The organism is Streptomyces sp. NPDC021012, from assembly GCF_044333355.1.
Classification (GTDB): domain Bacteria; phylum Actinomycetota; class Actinomycetes; order Streptomycetales; family Streptomycetaceae; genus Streptomyces.
In genome coordinates, this window is the sequence record NZ_JBIRQU010000002.1 from 413,875 (window position 1) to 433,453 (window position 19,579).

The following is a 19,579-nucleotide window of genomic DNA, read 5'->3' on the forward strand; positions in this document are numbered from 1 at the left end:
GAGTTGTCCGCAACCGCAGCGCGGATCACTGCAGTCGACACCTACGACATCCGCTTCCCCACCTCACGGGAGCTGGACGGGTCCGACGCCATGAACCCCGACCCCGACTATTCCGCCGCCTACCTCGTCCTGCGCACGACCGCGGGCGACCACGAAGGCCACGGCTTCACCTTCACCATCGGCCGCGGCAACGACGTCCAGGTCGCCGCCATCGACGCCCTGCGCGAGCACGTCGTCGGCAGGAGCGTCGACGAACTGTGCGCCGACCCCGGAGACCTCTACCGCGCCCTCGTCGGTGACAGCCAACTGCGCTGGCTCGGGCCGGAGAAGGGGGTGATGCACATGGCGATCGGCGCCGTCGTCAACGCGGTCTGGGACCTCGCGGCCAAGCGCGCGGGCAAGCCGGTCTGGCAGTTCCTCGCCGACTCCGACCCGGAGTGGCTGGTGAGCCAGATCGACTTCCGGTACATCAGCGACGCGCTCACCCGGGACGAGGCCCTGGAGCTGCTGACCAAGGGCAGGCAGGGTGCGGACCACCGCGCCGCCGCCCTGCTGCGGCAGGGCTACCCCGCGTACACCACCTCCCCCGGCTGGCTCGGCTACTCCGACGAGAAGCTCACCCGCCTCGCCAAGAAGGCCGTCGCGGACGGCTTCACCCAGATCAAGCTCAAGGTCGGCGCCGACCTCACCGACGACATCCGCCGCTGCCGCGCCGCCCGGGAAGCCGTCGGGCCGGACATCCGCATGGCGATCGACGCCAACCAGCGCTGGGACGTCGACCAGGCGATCGAGTGGACGAACGCGCTCGCCGAGTTCGACCCGTACTGGATCGAGGAACCCACCAGCCCGGACGACGTCCTCGGCCACGCCGCCGTCCGACGCGGCGTCCACCCGGTCAAGGTCGCCACCGGCGAGCACGTCCAGAACCGCATCGTCTTCAAGCAGCTCCTCCAGGCCGAAGCCATCGACTTCCTCCAACTGGACTCCGCCCGTGTCGCCGGAGTCAACGAGAACCTCGCGATCCTGCTGCTCGCCGCCAAGTTCGGCATCCCCGTCTGCCCGCACGCCGGCGGCGTCGGACTGTGCGAGCTCGTCCAGCACCTGTCGATGTTCGACTACGTGGCCCTCTCCGGCACCACCGAGGACCGGGTCGTCGAGTTCGTCGACCACCTCCACCAGCACTTCCTCGACCCGGTGGTGATCGACCGAGGCCACTACCGGGCCCCCACCACGCCCGGCTTCTCCGCCACCATGAAGCAGGCCAGCATCGACACGTACACGTTCCCGCACGGTGCCTTCTGGGTCGCCGACGCGGCCGACGACACGGAGGGACCGGCATGACGGCCGAACTCGCGGGGCTCACCGCCCTGGTCACCGGCGGCGCCTCCGGCATCGGCCTGGCCACCGCCACGCTGCTCGCCGAGCGCGGAGCGGACGTCGCCGTCCTCGACCTCGACCCGAGCGGCGTCCCCGCCCCGCTGCGGGGCTTCACCGCCGACGTCTCCGACGACGAGTCGGTCCGCCGCGCCGTGGAGGCGGCAGTCGAGACCTTCGGTGGCATCGACATCCTGGTGAACAACGCCGGGATCGGGGCCGCCGGGACCGTCGAGGACAACTCCGACGAGCAGTGGCACCGCGTCCTCGACGTCAACGTCCTCGGCATCGTCCGCACCACCCGCGCCGCCCTGCCGCACCTGCGCGCCTCGGATCATGCGGCGGTGGTCAACACCTGCTCCATCGCCGCGACCGCCGGGCTGCCGCAGCGCGCGCTGTACTCGGCCAGCAAGGGCGCGGTGCTGTCCCTCACCCTGGCCATGGCCGCCGACCACGTCCGCGAGGGCATCCGGGTCAACTGCGTCAACCCCGGCACCGTCGACACCCCCTGGGTCGGCCGCCTGCTCGACGCAGCCCCCGACCCGGCCACCGAACGCGCCGCACTCAACGCCCGCCAGCCCACCGGCCGCCTGGTCACCACCCAGGAGGTGGCCGCCGCCATCGCCTACCTCGCCTCCCCGGCCGCCGCCTCCGTGACCGGTACCGCCCTCGCCGTCGACGGCGGCATGGCCGGCCTGCGGCTGCGACCGGAGCCCACGCCGTGACCCCGCACCGGAATGCGCTCGGTCACAGCGCCGTCCAGGTCACCGAGCTCGCGTTCGGCGCCGCCGGCATCGGCAACCTCTTCACCGCCGTCTCCGACGCCGAGGCCGAACAGGCCGTCCACGCCGCCTGGGACGCGGGCGTACGGTACTTCGACACCGCCCCGCACTACGGCCTCGGCCTGTCCGAACGGCGCCTGGGCGCCGCCCTGCGCTCCCGCCCCCGGAACGAGTACGTCGTGTCCACCAAGGTCGGCCGCGTCCTGGAGCCGACGCCGGGAGCCCCGGGCGACGACCTCGCGAACGGCTTCGCGGTGCCCGCCACCCACCGCCGTCGCTGGGACTTCAGCGCACGGGGTGTACGACGGTCGATCGAGGAGAGCCTGGAGCGGCTCGGCCTCGACCGGATCGACATCGTCTATCTCCACGACCCGGACGACCACGCCGGGTCGGCCCTCGACCAGGCGTACCCGGAGCTCGCGCGGATGCGCCAGGAGGGAACCGTCGGAGCGATCGGCGTCGGCATGAACCAGGCCGAGCTGCTCGCCCGCTTCGTCCGCGAGACCGACATCGACGCCGTCCTGCTGGCGGGCCGCTACACCCTCCTCGACCAGAGCGGTCTCACCGAACTGCTGCCGCTCGCCGCCGAGCGCGGCGTCGGTGTCGTCGTCGGCGGCGCCTTCAACTCCGGCCTGCTCGCCGACCCGAAGCCCGGCGCCACCTTCGACTACACCACCGCCCCTGTCGAACTCCTCGACCGGGCCTTGCGGTTGAAGTCCGTCTGCGAGCGGCACGGTGTCCCGCTGCGCGCCGCCGCACTCCGCTTCCCGTTCGGGCATCCGGCCGTCGCGAGCGTGCTGGTCGGCACCCGCAGCGCCGCCGAGGCCCGCGACGCCGCCGCCATGCTCGCCCACCCCGTCCCCGACGCGCTGTGGGCGGAACTCATGGAACGCGGACTGCTGCCCGCGGACGTCCCGACCCCCGGGGAGGCCGGCTGATGCGCGTCGCCCTCTTCCTCACCTGCTTCAACGACACCATGTTCCCGGACACCGGCCGCGCCGTGGTCACCGTCCTCGAACGCCTCGGCCACACCGTGGACTTCCCGCAGGAGCAGACCTGCTGCGGGCAGATGCACTTCAACACCGGATACCGCCCGGAGACCGTCCCCCTGGTGGAGCGCTTCGCCCGGACCTTCGAGGAGTACGACGCGGTGGTCACTCCCTCGGCCTCCTGCGCCGGCATGATCCGCGACCACCATCCGACCCTCGCCCGGGACCACGGTTCCGCCACGCTCCACGACGCGGTCACCCAACTCGCGCCCCGCGTCCACGAGTTCACCGAGTTCCTCACCGACGTCCTCGGCGTGACGGATGTCGGCGCATGCTTCCCGCACCGGGTCGCGTACCACCCCACCTGCCACTCCCTGCGCGGGCTCCGGCTGGGCGACCGGCCGCACCGGCTCCTGAGCGCGGTGAAGGACATCGAACTCGTCGACCTGCCCGCCGCCGACTCCTGCTGCGGCTTCGGCGGCACCTTCGCGGTAAAGAACGCGGAGACATCGAGCGCCATGCTCGCCGACAAGACCAGGGGCGTCCTCGACAGCGGCGCCGACGTGCTGTGCGCCGCCGACAACTCCTGCCTGATGCACATCGGAGGAGGCCTGTCCCGCCAGGGCAGTGCCGTACGCACCCTGCACCTGGCCGAGATCCTCGCGCACACGGAAGGAGCCACCCCATGAGCGATCCCGCAGGTCGGGGCGTCGTCTGGCTCGGCTCCCCGTCCTTCCCCGACGCCGCCCGCGACGCGCTGAAGGACACCCAGCTCCGAGCCAACCTGAAGCGCGCCACCTCCACCATCCGCGACAAACGCCTCGCGGTCGCCTCCGAGCTGGACGACTGGGAGGAGCTGCGCACCTCGGCCGCCGCGATCAAGAAGCGCACCGCCCGCCACCTCGACCACTACCTGGTCCAGTTGGAGGAGTCGGTCACCGCGGCGGGCGGCACCGTGCACTGGGCCTCGGACGCCGCCGAGGCCAACCGCATCGTCACCGAGCTCGTGCGGGCCACCGGCGAGCGCGAGGTCGTGAAGATCAAGTCGATGGCGACCCAGGAGATCGGCCTCAACGAGCACCTCGCCGACGAGGGGATCACCGCGTACGAGACCGACCTCGCCGAACTCATCGTCCAGCTCGGCGACGACCGCCCCTCCCACATCCTCGTCCCCGCCATCCACAAGAACCGCACCGAGATCCGCGACCTGTTCACCGCCCAGATGGGCCACTGGGGGCGCCCGGCGCCCGACGGTCTCACCGACGACCCGGCCGAACTCGCCGATGCCGCCCGCCGCCACCTCCGCGAGAAGTTCCTCACCGCCAAGGTCGCCGTCTCCGGCGCCAACTTCGCCGTCGCCGACACCGGAACCGTCGTCGTGGTCGAGTCCGAGGGCAACGGCCGGATGTGCCTGACCCTGCCCGAGACCCTGATCACCGTGATGGGCATCGAGAAGGTCGTCCCCACCTGGACCGACCTGGAGGTCTTCCTCCAGCTGCTGCCCCGCTCGTCGACCGGAGAGCGGATGAACCCGTACACCTCCACCTGGACCGGCACCACCGACGGCGACGGACCGTCCGCGTTCCACCTGGTCCTTCTCGACAACGGGCGCACCGACACCCTCGCCGACACCGTCGGCCGCCAGGCCCTCGCCTGCATCCGCTGCTCCGCCTGCCTCAACGTGTGCCCGGTCTTCGAGCGCACCGGCGGCCACGCCTACGGATCGGTCTACCCCGGCCCGATCGGCGCCGTCCTCACCCCGCAGCTCGTCGGTGTGGAGAACGCGGCCTCCCTGCCGTTCGCCTCCACCCTGTGCGGCGCCTGCTACGACGCCTGCCCCGTGAAGATCGACATCCCGGAGGTACTGGCCCACCTGCGGGCCCAGGTCGTCGAGGCCAAGCGGGCGGACCGGCGTACCCCCACCGCGGAGGCCCTGGCGATGAAGGCCGCCGCCACCGTCCTCGGCTCGCCGAAGCTGCTCACCGCCGCGCAGAAGGCCGCGAGCCTCGGCGGCCGGGCCCTGGCCAGGAACGGGCGCATCGGCCGGCTGCCCGGCCCGCTGCCCGGCCCGCTGCACGGCTGGTCCGACACCCGCGACACCCCGGCCCCGCCCGCCGAGTCCTTCCGCACCTGGTGGCACAAGAACAAGGAAGGGGAGCGATGAGCAGCCGCGACGCCGTACTCGGCCGCATCCGTGCCGCACTCACCGACGTCCCGCCCGACGAGACACCGGACGACGTGCCCGTACCCCGTGCCTACCGCCGCAGCCACACCGCGCCCGGCGAGGACCTCGTCGCCCTGTTCGCCGAACGGGTCACCGATTACCGCGCCACCGTCCACCACACCGACGAGGCCGGGCTCCCCGCCGCGATCTCCGCCGCCCTCACCTCCCGCGGCGTCCAGAATCTGGCCCTGCCGAGCGGATTTCCCGTCGAGCTGCTGCTTCCCGACCCCTGGACCTGGCACAGGGAACCCCTGGGCGTGTCCGACCTGGACGCGCTGGACGGGACGCTCACCCTCGCGGCCGCCGGGATCGCCGTCACCGGCACCATCGTCCTCGACACGGGTCCGGGTCAGGGTCGGCGCGCCCTGACCCTCGTCCCCGACCACCACCTGTGCGTCGTGTACGCCGAGCAGATCGCCGCCGACGTCCCCGACGCCCTCGCCCGCCTCGACCCGACCCGGCCGCTCACCTTCGTCTCCGGCCCCTCCGCCACCAGCGACATCGAACTCGACCGCGTCGAAGGCGTCCACGGCCCCCGCACCCTCGACGTCATCGTCGTCGCCCCCACCCACCCGGAGAAGAACTCATGAGAATCGCCCTCCACACCCGCGTCCGCGCGGACCGGATCGAGGAGTACGAGACGGCGCACCGAGAGGTGCCCGAGGAGCTCACGGCCGCCATCCGGGCCGCCGGTGTCACCTCCTGGACGATCTGGCGCAGCGACCGCGAGCTCTTCCACCTCCTCGAATGCGAGGACTACGCCCGCCTGCTCGCCGAGCTGGAGCACCTCCCGGTCAACATCGGCTGGCAGGCACGCATGGCCGAGCTCCTCGACGTCGCCCACGACTACTCCGAGGCCGGTGCCACGGCCGGGCTCCCGGTGGTGTGGCAGCTGTGACCGGCCGACGGATCATCGACGCCCACCACCACGTCTGGGACCTGGACGTACGCCCCCAGCCCTGGATCACCGGCGACTCCCTCGCCCCGCTGGCCCGTTCCTTCTCGGCGGCCGACCTGGCCCCCGAGGCGAAGGAGGCTGGCGTGACCGCCACCGTCGTCGTCCAAACCGTCTGCGTCCCCGACGAGACCCCGGAGCTCCTGGCCCTGGCCGCCGCCGACGACCTGATCGCCGGCGTCGTCGGCTGGACCGACCTGACCGCCCCCGACATCACCGACGCCCTCGCCGCCCTGCGCGAAGGACCGGGCGGTGACCGGCTGGTGGGCGTCCGCCACCAGGTCCAGGAAGAACCGGACCCCGACTGGCTGCTGCGGCCCGACGTACAACGCGGACTGGCCGCCGTCGCCGCCACCGGGCTCGCCTACGACCTCGTCGTCACGCCGGATCAACTGGCCGCCTGCGAGAAGGCGGCGGCACGGCTCGACGGGCTGACCTTCGTCCTCGATCACCTCGGCAAACCGCCCATCAGCAGCGGGGCCCTCGAACCGTGGGCAGCAGCCGTACGCCGTCTGGCGGCCCTGCCGAACACCGTGTGCAAGCTCTCCGGCATGGTCACCGAGGCCACCCCCGGCACATGGCGGGCCGAGGACCTCGCCCCGTACGCCGACACCGTCCTGGAGGCCTTCGGCCCGCGGCGGCTGCTCTTCGGCTCGGACTGGCCGGTCTGCACGCTCCAGGCCTCCTACGGAGAGGTCGTCCGGACCGCCGAACGCCTCACCGACCGGCTGAGCCCGGCGGAGCGGGACGCGGTCTTCCATGACAACGCGATCGAGGTCTACGGCTTTGGGCCCCACCCACGGGAGTGACCTATCCTGCACGGACCAGAACTCGAGAGGGGCGAGGTCGTGCCAGTCACCGATGAGGCGATCGAGAAGATCAAGGCCATGATCGTCAGCGGTGAACTCGGCCCGGGCTCCAGGCTCCCGCGCGAGGCCGATCTCGCCGAGCGCCTCGGCCTCTCCCGCAACTCGCTCCGCGAGGCGGTGAAGGCCCTCTCGCTCATGCGGGTCCTCGACGTCCGCCAGGGCGACGGCACCTACGTGACGAGCCTGGAACCCGACCTGCTCCTCGACGCGCTCACCTTCGTCGCGGACCTCCAGCAGGACGACACCGTCGTGCAGTTCCTGGAGGTCCGGCGGATCCTCGAACCGGCCGCCGCCGCGATGGCCGCCCGCGCGATGCCGGACGAGGAGGTCGCCGCGCTCGGCGAGGTCCTCGACCGGCTCGACGGCACACCGTCGCTGGACGCCCTGATCGAGAACGACCTCGAGTTCCACCGCCGGCTGGCAGCGGGCTCGGGCAACGCGGTGCTCGCGTCGTTGATCGAGGGCCTGTCCGGGCCCACCGCCCGCGCCCGCCTGTGGCGTGGTCGCGTGGACGACGGCGCCGTGGAGCGAACCCAGCAGCAGCACCGGGCGATCTACGAGGCCGTCGCCGCCCGCAGGCCCGAACTCGCGCAGGCGTGGGCGACGGTGCACGTCGGAGAAGTCGAGCAGTGGCTGCGCGAGACCCTCGGCGTGGACGGTTCCACACACGCCTGACCCAGCCGAGGAGCCGGGGCCGGGACGGCGATCCCTGTGCCGGATTCCGGCCGAGGACTGTGCTTGGGCAGCGGCGCGGAACAGCCGGCGCAGCCGTACGCCCCCTGGGGCGTACGGGTACGCCACTCGGTCATCGGAGTGCTTGCCGTACGACAGGGGCCGTCGGCGGAGTGGACCTCGCGGGCGTCGATCCCGCGTTCCCCATGGGTCAGCTCGTGGCCCTCCAGAACGCAGACCCCTTCGGGAGTCGCGGCCGGCTCGTGCCAGGAGGCCGCTCTCCCCATCCCCCGACAGATCACGTTCTACGTCCGCCCGTGTTCGGTGAGTCGGCACTGCACACCCCTAGACATCCGATCTATTCACTGGGAATGATGACCGCGCCCTCGATAAATGACGAAGGCCTGCCACCTCGTCCGTGAAAGAACCGATGAATTCACCGGGAGACCTCTCGTGATCCATGACACCGAACCCACGCGAAGAAGCCTTCTCAAGTTCAGCGGCGCCCTCGCCCTCGCCCCCTTGGTCACTCAGCTGACCGGCGGCACCCCGGTCCCCCAGGCGTCCGCCGCAGGCACCGACGCCCGGCTCCCCGTCCAGTGGCCGACCCTGTCGCGCAGGGCGCTGAGGTACACCGCCCCCGCCACGGACTGGCAGTCGCAGGCCCTGCCGATCGGCAACGGCCGGCTCGGCGCCATGCTTTTCGCCGATCCTCACGTGGAGCGCGTCCAGTTCAACGAGCAGAGTCTGTGGGGCGGCCTCAACGACTACGACAACGCCCTCGCGGGCAAGCCGGACAGTGCCTTCGACACCGGCATGACCGGCTTCGGCTCGTACCGGAGCTTCGGTGACGTCGTCGTCGCCTTCACTCCCGCTCCCAAGATCACGGCCCCGGGGGGACCGTACCGGACCTCTTCGTCGGAGGGAGTCGACAAGACCTACGACGGCAACTCGGGCACCAAGTGGTGCATCGAGACACCCGGTTCGAGGGTGCAGTGGCAGGTGGAGCTTCCCGAGCCCGTCCCGGTCCCGTCCTACCGCCTGACGAGTGCCAACGACGTGCCCCAGCGCGACCCGCAGGAATGGACGTTCTCCGGATCCGCCGACGGCGCCGACTGGATCACGCTGGACAGCCGCACTCCGGCAACGCCCTTCGAGAACCGCTTCCAGACGAAGGAGTTCACCTGCGCCGGCGCCGGGGCCTACCGCTTCTACCGGTTCGACTTCGTCCCCAAGGCAGGCGTCAGCCACTTCCAGGTGAGTGAGATCGGGCTGACCGGTGTCGACCTCGGAGGCGATGCGATGTACGTCTCGTCGCCGAGCGGGCACGCCGAGGGATCCGGCGCGGGGACCGGCTCCCCGGCCACGGACCTGTCGTGCTCGGTGGACCGCGACCCGGGCACCGTCTGGCGGGTCGACGCGGCCGCGCCGGCAGTCGTCTGGCAGATCGACCTGGCACGCGCGGTCGTTGTCGCCTCGTACGCCCTGACGGCGGCCCGCGACCGTCCGCAGGACGACCCCGGACGATGGGCGCTCGAGGCGTCGAAGGACGGTGATGCCTGGGTGACCCTCGATACGCAGAACCCAGGAGCTCCCTTCGCCGGCCGCGGCGAGACCCGGACCTTCCGGATCACCAACACCACGGCCTACCGCAGCTACCGGCTCACCCTGACTCCCGGCGCCGCCTCCACCGGCCTGCAGATCGCGGAGATCGCGCTGGAGGGCCCGGGCTTCGACACGCGCACGCAGCGCGCGGTCGTCGACTACCAGCGTGCCCTCGATTTCGTGGACGGCGTCCACGTCACCCGCTTCGGCGCGCCGGGACGGCGCATGCTGCGGGAGGCCTTCGCCGGCCGATCCTCGGACGTCATGGTCTTCCGGTACACGTCGGACAGCGTCGGCGGACTCTCCGGAGCGATCTCGCTGACGTCGGCACAGGACAACGCCCCGACGACCGTCGACGCCGACGCCCGGCGGCTCGCCTTCACCGGGGTCATGGGCAACGGCCTCAAGCACGCGTGCGCCGTCCAGGCCGTACACACCGACGGCACCTTCCACGCCGACGGCCCGGTGCTCCGGTTCAGCGGCTGCACGACCCTGACCCTGCTCCTCGACGCCCGCACGGACTACAAGCTCGACGCCGCCGCCGGGTGGCGCGGAGCCGATCCGGACCCGGTCGTGAGGAGAACCCTCGACAGGGCGGCGGCCCGTTCCTACGACGAGCTGCGCGACGAGCACACCGCCGAGACACGGGCCCTGATGAACCGCGTCTCGGTGTCCTGGGGCACATCCGACGCCGCCGTCGTCGCCCTGCCGGCCAAGTCCCGGCTGGTGCGGTACGCGGCGGGCGGGACGGACCCGGAACTCGAACAGACGATGTTCGACTACGGCCGGTACCTGCTGATCAGCTCCTCTCGCCCGAACGGCCTGCCCGCCAACCTCCAGGGCCTCTGGAACAACAGCAACCAGCCCGCCTGGGCCTCCGACTACCACACCAACATCAACGTCCAGATGAACTACTGGGGAGCCGAGACGACGAACCTGCCGGAGTGCCACGAGGCGCTCGTCGGGTTCGTCCGGCAGGTGGCGGTGCCCAGCCGGGTGGCGACCCGCAACGCCTTCGGCCAGAACACGCGCGGCTGGACCGCCCGCACCAGCCAGAGCATCTTCGGCGGCAACGCGTGGGAGTGGAACACCGTCGCGAGCGCCTGGTACGCGCAGCACCTGTACGAGCACTGGGCGTTCACCCAGGACCTCGGCTACCTGCGTACCGTCGCCTACCCCATGATCAAGGAGATCTGCGAGTTCTGGGAGGACCGTCTCAAGGAGCGCGAGGACGGGCTCCTCGTCGCGCCGGACGGCTGGTCTCCCGAGCACGGTCCGCGCGAGGACGGCGTCATGTACGACCAGCAGCTCATCTGGGACCTGTTCCAGAACTACCTCGACTGCGAGGCGGTGCTCGACGCGGATCCCGTCTACCGGGCCAAGGTCGCGGACATGCAGGCGCGGCTCGCGCCGAACAAGATCGGCCGGTGGGGCCAACTGCAGGAGTGGCAGGAGGACATCGACAGCCCCACCGACATCCACCGCCACACCTCGCACCTCTTCGCGGTCTACCCGGGACGCCAGATCACCCCGAAGACGCCCGACTTCGCCGCCGCGGCCCTCGTCTCGCTCAAAGCACGCTGCGGCGAGCGGGACGGCGTCCCTTTCACGGCCGCGACCGTGTCGGGCGACAGCCGCCGCTCGTGGACCTGGCCCTGGCGGGCAGCCCTCTTCGCCCGGCTCGGTGACGGGCAGCGCGCCCAGATCATGCTGCGCGGACTCCTGACCTACAACACGCTGCCCAACCTGTTCTGCAACCACCCGCCCTTCCAGATGGACGGCAACTTCGGCATCACGGGTGCGGTGGCGGAGATGCTGCTGCAGAGCCACGACAACGTCATCCACCTGCTGGCCGCCCTGCCGGACGCCTGGAAGGCCGAGGGCTCGTTCACCGGGCTCCGCGCGCGCGGCGGATACGAAGTCAGCTGCGAGTGGCGGGACGGGAAGGTGACGTCGTACAGCATCGTGGCCGACCGGGCGCGGAACCGGAGGAATGTCACGGTGCGACTGAACGGCACAGACCAGAAGGTGAAGCCGCTGAAGCCCTCCAGGTGACACCGATCGGACCGGTGCTCCTCCGACGACCGCCTCCCGAGGAAGGGCGCACGTCGCGGGAGCGCCGGACCCGATGCTCGGTTCCGCGGCACGGCACGGACGGTACGAGACGTGGAACGCCAGCCCGTGCGCAGGGACCCCGTGGTGAGGGCATGACCATCACGGTCCGTGCGGGGGAAACCGAGGTGCGCGGGCCCGCCTCGCCGCCCAGGTGCTCCCGGCACCACAGGCGCACTCGCACCAAGATCCGGACCATGTGCGGACCAGCGCGCACCGAGGAGCCCTTCGTACGGGTACTGGCGAACCGTGCGGTGCCGCAGGTTCTGTGAACGGAGGAGCGAGGAAGAGTATGACGACGCTGCAACCGTGGGCCGCCGAGCGGCGGCCGGCCCCGCCTCCGGCGAAACGCGACCACCGCTCCCGAACGGTATAAGGGTCTCGGCGACGGCGCCATCGCCACCCTGGCCACCGCCGCTTGGATGCCCGCCGGCTTCGTCAGCGGCGTCCCGACACCCAAGGCCAGTGGCGCGCAGCGGCAATGCGGGCCTGGGCCAAGGGCGACAAGGCGAGCGCGGAGAACGACGGCAGCTCGCCGGCGGTCCCGGCGCCGAGCAAGAACAAGGAACTCGCCTACGCCTTCGCGAAGTACCCCGACGTGGTGCCGGCGTCGCCATCCGGGTCACCCAGGGCGCCTTTCCCTCCACCAGGGCGGAGCTCGGGTCGGCCTCGTTCCGGGAGTTCGGTCCGCTGCTCGCCGATGAGGCGGTGCACCTGGACGACGGCCCGCCCGGCCCCCTGCGGACCGACCGCATCACCCTGGTCGGCGAGCGGACCGAGGTCCTCGCCCGCCGCGATTCCGGCAACAAGGCCGGGCGGCCGGCCGCGACCCGTCGTACGACGGACGCCGGTTCGGCGTCGTACGTCTCGACGTCGAACCGGCGTCGAAGGCCTCACCGCCCTGCTGCCGCACCTGCTGGAGCCGGCGGGTGCCGAGAGCGAACTCCCCGGAGAGGCAGGCGGGCGTATCGAGCCGACCGCCCGCAGGAAAGCGGAGGAAGGGTTCCTGTTCCTGGTGAACCGGACCGACGACGCTGTGGCGCTCCCCGGGTTCGCCGGTGGCGTGCCGTGCGGTACGGCCGGTGACGGCGGGCTCGTCCTCGGGCCGTGCGAGGTCGCCGCGGCGCGCCGGCCACCGATCTGATCCACTCCCCCCTTCCCTCCACACATGAACTCCCAGGGGCGGCACGTTGCCGCCCCTGGCCACCGCAGCGTTTCCACATCCTCAGTTGGGAGCACACGATGCCACGCCCTACCCGCAGCGGACGTTTCCTCGGAGCCGCGTCGCTGACCGCGCTGGTGACCGGAGCAGCACTGCTTTCCGTCCCGGCGCCGCCCGCGCAGGCCGACACGGCCGTCGCGTCGGTCACCGTCCAGCCAGACCCGTCGTACAAGCAGGACAGGTTCGAGGGCTGGGGCACCAGCCTGGCCTGGTTCGCGAACGCCACCGGCGACTACCCGAAGGAGATCCGCGAGAAGCTCGCCGATCTGCTCTTCGACGACGACGGCCTGGCGCTGAACATCGCGCGTTACAACATCGGCGGCGGCAACGCGCCCGACGTGAAGGACTATCTGCGTGCCGGTGGTGCGGTGGAAGGCTGGTGGAAGGCGCCGGCAGGGACGACCCGTGCGGACACCGACTGGTGGAACCCCGACAACCCGGCCCACTGGAACGACCAGGCGGACGGCACCCAACGCTGGTGGGTCAAGCGGATCAGGAACGACATCGACCACTGGGAGACGTTCTCCAACTCCCCGCCCTGGTTCATGACTGCCAACGGGTACGTCTCCGGTGGTTTCAACGCCGGTGTCGACCAGTTGAAGGAGAGTTCGGTCGACGACTTCGCCGCCTACCTCTCGGGGGCGTCGAAGCGGCTGGAGAGATCCGAGGGCATCAAGGTCGACACGGTCGACCCGTTCAACGAGCCCGCCGGTCACTGGGGCACCCGTCTGGACGCCGACGGCAACCCGGTGGGCCGTCAGGAGGGTGCGGACATCGGGTCGCAGCTGCAGCAGAAGGTGCTCGCGGCGCTGGCGCCCGCCCTGAAGAAGGCGAAGGTCGGGGCCGACATCTCGGCGATGGACGAGTCCACTCCCTGGGGGTTCGCGGCGACCTGGAACTCCTACTCGCAGACGTCCGAGGACCTCGTCGGCCAGATGAACGTCCACACGTACAACACCCAACAGCGCACGACGGTCCGCGACCTGGCCAAGGCAGCGAACAAACCGCTGTGGATGAGCGAGGTCGAGGGCGACTGGGGCGACGGGCAGAGCTTCACCGACATGCGCCCGGGGCTGGGTCTGGCACAGCACATCGTGAACGACCTGCGTGAGCTCGAGCCCAGGGCTTGGGTGTTCTGGCAGCCGGTCGAGGACTACGACAACATGAAGCCGGGCGGCGAGTCGGCCAAGGGCGGCAACTGGGGCTCCGTCCAGATTCCGTTCAGCTGCACGTCGGCCGACACCTGTGGAGCAGGCCCCGGTCAAGGTCGTCGACGGCAGGGCGACCTTCACGGTCCCCGCGCAGTCGGTGACCTCGTTCGCCATCAAGGGTGTCTCCGGCGTCGCGAAGAACGCGAGCCTGTTCAGCACGGGCAAGTCGTACTCGCTGACCGGTGTCCAGAGCGGCAAGGCAGTGACCGTCGGGGAAAACGGCACGAACTCGCCCCGTACGGCGCGCAGAGCCACGCCATGGACTTCACCGGTGGCCCGTGGAACGCCGTCCACCAGGACAAGTCCGTCTACGCCCTGCCGATGGACTCGGGCCCGATGGCGTTCTTCTACAACAAGAAGGTCTTCGACAAGCACGGCATCAAGGTCCCCACCACGTGGGACGAGTACGTGGACGCCGCCCGCGCCCTCCACAAGGCCGACCCGAAGGTCTTCATCACCAACGACACGGGCGACGCCGGTGCCACCACCAGCCTGATCTGGCAGGCCGGCGGCCACCCGTACAAGACCGACGGCACGAACGTCACCGTCGACTTCGGTGACGCGGGCACCAAGAAGTACACCGCCACCTGGCAGAAGCTCCTCGACGAGAAGCTTGTCGCGCCCGTCTCCTCCTGGAGCGACGCCTGGTACAAGGGCCTGGCCGACGGCTCCATCGCCACCCTCTCCACCGGCGCCTGGATGCCCGCGAACCTCGCCTCCGGCGTCGCCTCCGCCTCCGGCGACTGGCGCGTCGCCCCGCTCCCGCAGTGGACGAAGGGCGACAAGGCCAGCGCCGAGAACGGCGGCAGCTCCCTCGCCGTCCCGAAGGCCGCGAAGAACAAGGAACTCGCCTACGCCTTCACCGAGTTCGCCACCACCGGCGCCGGAGCCAGCTCCCGCGTCGCCCAGGGCGCGTTCCCCGCGACCCGCGCCGACCTCGAGTCCAAGACCTTCCTCGACACCGCCTTCCCGTACTTCGGCGGCCAGAAGGCCAACCAGATCTTCGCCGAATCCGCGAAGAACGTCCGCACCGACTGGTCCTACCTGCCCTACCAGGTGTACGCCAACTCGATCTTCAACGACACCGTCGGCAAGGCCTACGTCTCCCCGACCAAGCTCACCGACGGCCTGAAGGCCTGGCAGGACGCCAGCGTCAAGTACGGCAACGACCAGGGCTTCACCGTCAACAAGTAGCACACGCCACACAGGGTGAGCGGGCGTCCCTCCAGCACCACGGAGCACCGTACGCATGGGGAACGCCCGCACCGATCCCTGGCGCGCCGACCGGCACGGACCCGGGCCGTTCCCGGACCACTACGTCGGCGGAGCACCCCTGCACCCGTTTTCGCAGGTCAAGCCGGCCAGACTGTCGGTGCCACCAGCAGACGAAGAATCTGCTGGTGTCCTACTCGCCGAAGCGGCTCGGCTTCTTCCAGGGACACAAAGAGAGGCGCCTGAACTGGGCTTTTACCCGTCAGGCGCCTCTCGACAGCCTCATCCATCGCAGCAGCCCCTTGCGTCGGCACCCCCGGTTCATCCCACCCGTGTCCCGCTCCTGACCAGCCGTTCCGGTCCGTTTCCGGTCCAGGCCCGGTCCACCGACAGGACCCCGCCTCGGTGGATGCGGTCCCCTTCGTCCATCGACTGCTGGATGAAGGGATGGGGTCGTTCGCCGAGCTGCCGCCTGATCCGCCGGGCGTCCGCGAGCCTGACGCGGCAGAAAGGACGCTCCCGGCAGTCGATGACACCGTCCGTGACCTTCCTGTGCCTACGACTCAGTGACGCATCACGCGGTCGCGCCCTCGCAAGCCGGCAGGTGTGCTCTGGCGCACGCGGGGCTCGCTCGTCACATCGCTGGGCGGACCCCTCGCGGATACTCCGGGATTCATGATCGAGTCCGGACGGCCGCGGCTCCGTCGGAGCCACGGCTACGGCAGGCTCGTGCGGCTGTCGCCGGTGATTCCGACCACCGTGATCGCCGGCCTGGCCTACCCCGCCGGAGATGGCCTTCAGCCGCCTCCTGCCCGCGGCGCCGGCTCTCGCCGCCGCCATACGGCCGGCCCTCCCGACCGTCCTGCTCGGGACCGCCTGCCTCTTCCTGATGATCTTCGGGTACGGCTCGTCGCCGACGCGGCCCAGCAGGTGGTGCCGCGGCCCCTGCCGGACCGTTTCCGGAACGTCGAGATCGAGTCGCTGTACCTGGCGGCCGCCGCAGAGGCCCGCATCGGCGGGGACTTCTACGAGGTGGTCGACACTCCGTACGGGGTGCGGCTGCTCATCGGCGACGGGCGGGGCAAAGGCCTGCCGGCAGTGGGGGCGGCCGCGGCGATCGTCAACGCCTTCCGGGACGACGGCCCGGCATGCCTCGAACTCCTCCGCCCACGGCGGGCGGCGCGTGGCCGTCAAGGCACGGGCAGGGCCTGTTCCGCCCAGATCGTCTTGCCTGTCGGCATGTAGCGCGTGCCCCAGTGCTCGGTGAGCTGGGCGACCATGAACAATCCGCGTCCGCCCTCCTCGTCGTTGCCGGCGTAACGGGCGTGCGGTGAGGTGTGCTGCGAGTCGGAGACCTCACAGATGAGGGAACGGTCCCGGATCAGGCGCAGCACGATCGGACCGGAGGCGTGACGGATCGCGTTGGTGACCAGTTCACTGACCACCAGTTCCGTGGTGAAGGCCAGCTCGTCCAGCCCCCACCGCCCGAGCTGTTCCGCGGCCATCGAACGTGCGCGTGCGACGAGCGCGGGGTCCGAGGGCAGCTCCCAGGCCGCCACCTGGCGTGCGTCCAGTGCACGGGTACGCACGACAAGGAGCGTCGCGTCGTCCCGCACGTGGCCGGACACCAGATCCGCGACGATCCGGGCGCACAACAGATCCGACGACGATCCTCGCTGCTCCCCGAGTACAGCCGCCAGGCGGCCCAGACCCACGTCGATGCCCTGCCCCCGGGCCTCCACGAGGCCGTCGGTGAACAGGACGACCAGGCTTCCCTCGGCGAGCGCCACTTCCGCACCCTCGTACGGGAGCCGTCCCACACCCAGCGGAGGCCCCGGTGGCAGACGGAGGAAGCTGACGGGGCCGTGCGGCTGCACCACAGCCGGCGGCATATGTCCCGCCGCCGCCCAGGTGCTCGTCCGGGAAGCCGGATCGTAGATCCCGTAGACGCACGTCGCCCCGACGGCGCCACTGCCGTCCGAGCCTTCCACGTTCTGGTCCGACGCGTCCTTGCCGACCTGATCGTTCAGCCGGGCCAGGAGTTCGTCGGGCGCGAGGTCCAGCTCGGCCAGGGTGCGCACCATCGCACGCAAGCGCCCCATGGTGGCAGCGGCTCCCAGCCCGTGGCCGACGACGTCCCCCACGACGAGTCCGACACGTGCGCCGGACAGCGGAATGACGTCGAACCAGTCGCCGCCGGCACCGAGGTGGCTGTCGGCGGGCAGATAGCGACTCGCCGCCTCGACCGCGCTCAGCTCGGGCAGCGACCGTGGCAGCAGACTGCGCTGGAGCATGAGCGCGGCGGTGCGCTCCCGGCGGTACCGCCGGGCGTTGTCGATGCACACAGCGGTCCGCGACGCCAGCTCCTCCGCCACCGCCCGATCGCCGTCGTCGAAGGGTTCCGAGTCCTCACCCCGCACGAAGGTGACAAGGCCCAATGGCGTCCCCCGCACGATCAGCGGGACGTGCAGTCGCGTCGGCGCGACCACGGCGTCCGCGGTCGCGCGGCCCCCGGCCAGGCTCTCGGCCTGCGACGATCCGGCGGCGTACGCGACCCGCTCGCCCACCCGGGAGGGTCCTCCGTCGGAATCGGCCACGCGTACCAGGTCCCATGCCGTGACGGGCTTCGGTTCCTCTCCCTCGAGCACCTCTGCCGCCACGTCGACCAGCACGGCGTCGGCGTACCGCGACACGGCGATCCTGGCGAGCTCCGCTGCCGTTCGGGACGGGTCGAGCGTCGCCCCGATCCGTGCACCGGCCTCCGCGAGGAGCGCGAGGCGCTGCTGCGCACGGTAGTGGTCGGTGACGTCGATGGACTGTTCGCACACGCCCACCGGTTCTCCCCGGCCGTCGAGGAGGCGGAAATAGGACGAGGACCAGACGCGCTCACGCCGCGGGTCGGCCGGGGCGCGCCCTCGGAAATGCACGTCGATGACCGGCTCACCTGTGTCGAGGATCTGTTGGACGAAGTCCTCGGGCGACACCAGATGCTGGGTGCTGAGAACATCGCCGGGAAAGAGTTCGGTCATGGAGCGGCCCAGCGATGCCGTGAGGTCGCCGCCGAGCTCCCGGACACTGGCCGCGTTGGCCCACAAGAGGCGCGCGCCGGGACCGTAGATGGTGAGTGTCACCGGCGACTGGGTGACGAGCCCCTGCAGCATCGCCTGTCGGGTCTCCCACCAGCGGAGCTCGTCCAGCTCGGCCGCCATGAGGACGGCGGAGGGGACCCGGCCGGTGGAGTCCCCGTCGGAAGCGGGGGTCAGGGGACGCAGAGTCACCGCCACACGCACGGGGTGTCCGCTGCGGTGGCGCACGTCCACGACGGCACCGCGTGTCCCACCGAGCCGCAGCCGCTGATCCGGCCGCCGCCCTTCCGATCTGCCGCGATCGGCATGCGGGGTGACGAGCAGGTCCGCCGCCCGGCGTCCCAGTACCTGCGAAGCGGTATATCCCAGGAGGGCCTCGGCCTCACGGCTCCACCCGACGAGCACTCCGTCTGCGGCAAGCAGGGCGAAAGCGGCCGGGGGCGGACCGAGGTGCCCGCCTTCGTCCGTTCCGGCGGGAGGAGTGAAAGGCAGCCCTTCCATGGTCCCATCATCCTTCCGAGCGGTCGCGACCGCAGTGCGCTCGGTCCAGTCCGGACGGCCACCGCACAGCGCGAACCGGGGCGGCACCGCCTCGCCGCCCTCCTCCGGGTACTCGGGAGGCAGACCTGCGCGTCGTCGCGCGGGACCGGTGCCATCGGTCCGGACTCGGCCTGTCGGCCGCCGTACGCAACCGCGTACGTCCAGGCCCCGCGGAGGGGCGAGGAGCCGGCGACGCGAGCGGCCGGCGAGGCCGGACAGCGGGGCCGGCGTCGTAGCCTTGTGACCGCCGCGGACGACCGGCGCGGCCTGGACGTTCCCCGGCAGGAGAGCAGCATGGACAGCTCCCTCTGGCTCATCGTGGCCGTCGTTCTCGTGCTCGTGGTGGCGGGATACGCGGCCGTTCTGCTCATCCGCGTCCTCCGGGCTCGGAGGTTGCTGCTGGACGCCGGTGTCCCTTTGCAGTCCAAGGCCCTGTTCTGGGCGTCGGTGCTCTACACGGTCTCACCGATCGACCTGATCCCGGACCCGGTCTACTTGGACGACATCGGCGTGCTCCTGGTCGCCCTGCGGGCGTTGCACGCGGCTGCCGCCGGCCACGGGGCGGGACCCGACGGGCTGCCCGAGGGTTCGAAGGACATGAGCAGCGGTCCGTCGAGGCTGCGGCCGCCTCGGTGAGGGCGGATTCCGGTGGAGGTCTGCACCGGATCGCGCGGTGCGCCACCCGGTGCGGCTCCATCCAGTGCGGCTCCGTCCGGTACGGCTCCA

General features: G+C 71.1%; 13 protein-coding genes and 3 pseudogenes. 15 read left to right on the forward strand and 1 reads right to left on the reverse strand.

The annotated features are described in order from the left end of the window. Positions 1–3 precede the first annotated feature (3 nt). From ACH4TP_RS07250 to ACH4TP_RS07315, 14 genes and pseudogenes are all read left to right on the forward strand, one after another. On the forward strand, positions 4–1,341 hold the full coding sequence (locus ACH4TP_RS07250) for an L-fuconate dehydratase (protein WP_398179644.1): 1,338 nt from the start codon (positions 4–6) through the stop codon (positions 1,339–1,341). Next, the gene (locus ACH4TP_RS07255; protein WP_398436263.1) at positions 1,338–2,099 is read left to right on the forward strand and encodes an SDR family NAD(P)-dependent oxidoreductase; all 762 of its coding nucleotides are present in this window, start codon (positions 1,338–1,340) and stop codon (positions 2,097–2,099) included. The genes ACH4TP_RS07250 and ACH4TP_RS07255 overlap by 4 nt, the downstream gene beginning before the upstream one ends. Next, positions 2,096–3,094, forward strand: a complete 999-nt coding sequence (locus tag ACH4TP_RS07260) for an aldo/keto reductase (protein WP_398436265.1) — start codon at positions 2,096–2,098, stop codon at positions 3,092–3,094. The genes ACH4TP_RS07255 and ACH4TP_RS07260 overlap by 4 nt, the downstream gene beginning before the upstream one ends. Continuing rightward, positions 3,094–3,834 carry a (Fe-S)-binding protein gene (locus tag ACH4TP_RS07265; protein ID WP_398436267.1) on the forward strand — a complete coding sequence of 247 codons (741 nt, stop codon included), beginning with the start codon at positions 3,094–3,096 and terminating at the stop codon, positions 3,832–3,834. The genes ACH4TP_RS07260 and ACH4TP_RS07265 overlap by 1 nt, the downstream gene beginning before the upstream one ends. Further along, positions 3,831–5,309, forward strand: coding sequence for a LutB/LldF family L-lactate oxidation iron-sulfur protein (locus ACH4TP_RS07270; protein WP_398436269.1), 1,479 nt, complete (start codon positions 3,831–3,833; stop codon positions 5,307–5,309). Before ACH4TP_RS07265 ends, ACH4TP_RS07270 begins: the two co-directional genes overlap by 4 nt. After that, positions 5,306–5,959, forward strand: coding sequence for a lactate utilization protein C (locus tag ACH4TP_RS07275; protein ID WP_398436271.1), 654 nt, complete (start codon positions 5,306–5,308; stop codon positions 5,957–5,959). Before ACH4TP_RS07270 ends, ACH4TP_RS07275 begins: the two co-directional genes overlap by 4 nt. Next, positions 5,956–6,267, forward strand: coding sequence for an L-rhamnose mutarotase (locus ACH4TP_RS07280; protein WP_398436272.1), 312 nt, complete (start codon positions 5,956–5,958; stop codon positions 6,265–6,267). The genes ACH4TP_RS07275 and ACH4TP_RS07280 overlap by 4 nt, the downstream gene beginning before the upstream one ends. Then, positions 6,264–7,133, forward strand: coding sequence for an amidohydrolase family protein (locus ACH4TP_RS07285; RefSeq protein ID WP_398436274.1), 870 nt, complete (start codon positions 6,264–6,266; stop codon positions 7,131–7,133). The genes ACH4TP_RS07280 and ACH4TP_RS07285 overlap by 4 nt, the downstream gene beginning before the upstream one ends. Positions 7,134–7,172: 39 nt before the next feature. Beyond that, the gene (locus ACH4TP_RS07290) at positions 7,173–7,868 is read left to right on the forward strand and encodes a FadR/GntR family transcriptional regulator (RefSeq protein WP_398436276.1); all 696 of its coding nucleotides are present in this window, start codon (positions 7,173–7,175) and stop codon (positions 7,866–7,868) included. Between the two features lie 450 nt (positions 7,869–8,318). Next, positions 8,319–11,525 carry a glycosyl hydrolase family 95 catalytic domain-containing protein gene (locus ACH4TP_RS07295; protein WP_398436278.1) on the forward strand — a complete coding sequence of 1,069 codons (3,207 nt, stop codon included), beginning with the start codon at positions 8,319–8,321 and terminating at the stop codon, positions 11,523–11,525. Between the two features lie 428 nt (positions 11,526–11,953). After that, positions 11,954–12,260 (forward strand): annotated as a pseudogene (locus ACH4TP_RS07300) (sugar ABC transporter substrate-binding protein); the annotation flags it as partial. A gap of 564 nt (positions 12,261–12,824) precedes the next feature. Then, positions 12,825–14,244, forward strand: a pseudogene (locus ACH4TP_RS07305) (glycoside hydrolase); the annotation flags it as partial. Next, a pseudogene (locus ACH4TP_RS07310) lies at positions 14,241–15,209 on the forward strand (extracellular solute-binding protein); the annotation flags it as partial. The pseudogenes ACH4TP_RS07305 and ACH4TP_RS07310, both read left to right, overlap by 4 nt. A gap of 693 nt (positions 15,210–15,902) precedes the next feature. Continuing rightward, positions 15,903–16,472 (forward strand): hypothetical protein, encoded by a 570-nt coding sequence (locus ACH4TP_RS07315; RefSeq protein ID WP_398436279.1) that lies wholly within the window; start codon positions 15,903–15,905, stop codon positions 16,470–16,472. Here the strand turns inward: ACH4TP_RS07315 and ACH4TP_RS07320 are convergent. Next, positions 16,418–18,814, reverse strand: a complete 2,397-nt coding sequence (locus tag ACH4TP_RS07320; protein WP_398436281.1) for a SpoIIE family protein phosphatase — start codon at positions 18,812–18,814, stop codon at positions 16,418–16,420. The two genes, ACH4TP_RS07315 and ACH4TP_RS07320, sit on opposite strands and share 55 nt — an antisense overlap. Positions 18,815–19,147: 333 nt before the next feature. Between ACH4TP_RS07320 and ACH4TP_RS07325 the strand changes: the two genes are divergently transcribed. Next, a complete protein-coding gene (locus ACH4TP_RS07325) occupies positions 19,148–19,489 on the forward strand; it encodes a YkvA family protein (RefSeq protein ID WP_398179585.1) in 342 nt (113 codons plus the stop codon). Positions 19,490–19,579 lie beyond the last annotated feature (90 nt).

Bases quoted from the DNA above. Each gene is read 5' to 3' on its own strand.
- ACH4TP_RS07280 (WP_398436272.1), top strand. From the start codon at position 5,956: ATGAGAATCGCCCTCCACACCCGCGTCCGCGCGGACCGGATCGAGGAG.
- ACH4TP_RS07275 (WP_398436271.1), top strand. From the start codon at position 5,306: ATGAGCAGCCGCGACGCCGTACTCGGCCGCATCCGTGCCGCACTCACC.
- ACH4TP_RS07255 (WP_398436263.1), top strand. From the start codon at position 1,338: ATGACGGCCGAACTCGCGGGGCTCACCGCCCTGGTCACCGGCGGCGCC.
- ACH4TP_RS07325 (WP_398179585.1), top strand. From the start codon at position 19,148: ATGGACAGCTCCCTCTGGCTCATCGTGGCCGTCGTTCTCGTGCTCGTG.
- ACH4TP_RS07320 (WP_398436281.1), bottom strand. From the start codon at position 18,814: ATGGAAGGGCTGCCTTTCACTCCTCCCGCCGGAACGGACGAAGGCGGG.
- ACH4TP_RS07270 (WP_398436269.1), top strand. From the start codon at position 3,831: ATGAGCGATCCCGCAGGTCGGGGCGTCGTCTGGCTCGGCTCCCCGTCC.
- ACH4TP_RS07265 (WP_398436267.1), top strand. From the start codon at position 3,094: ATGCGCGTCGCCCTCTTCCTCACCTGCTTCAACGACACCATGTTCCCG.
- ACH4TP_RS07315 (WP_398436279.1), top strand. From the start codon at position 15,903: ATGATCGAGTCCGGACGGCCGCGGCTCCGTCGGAGCCACGGCTACGGC.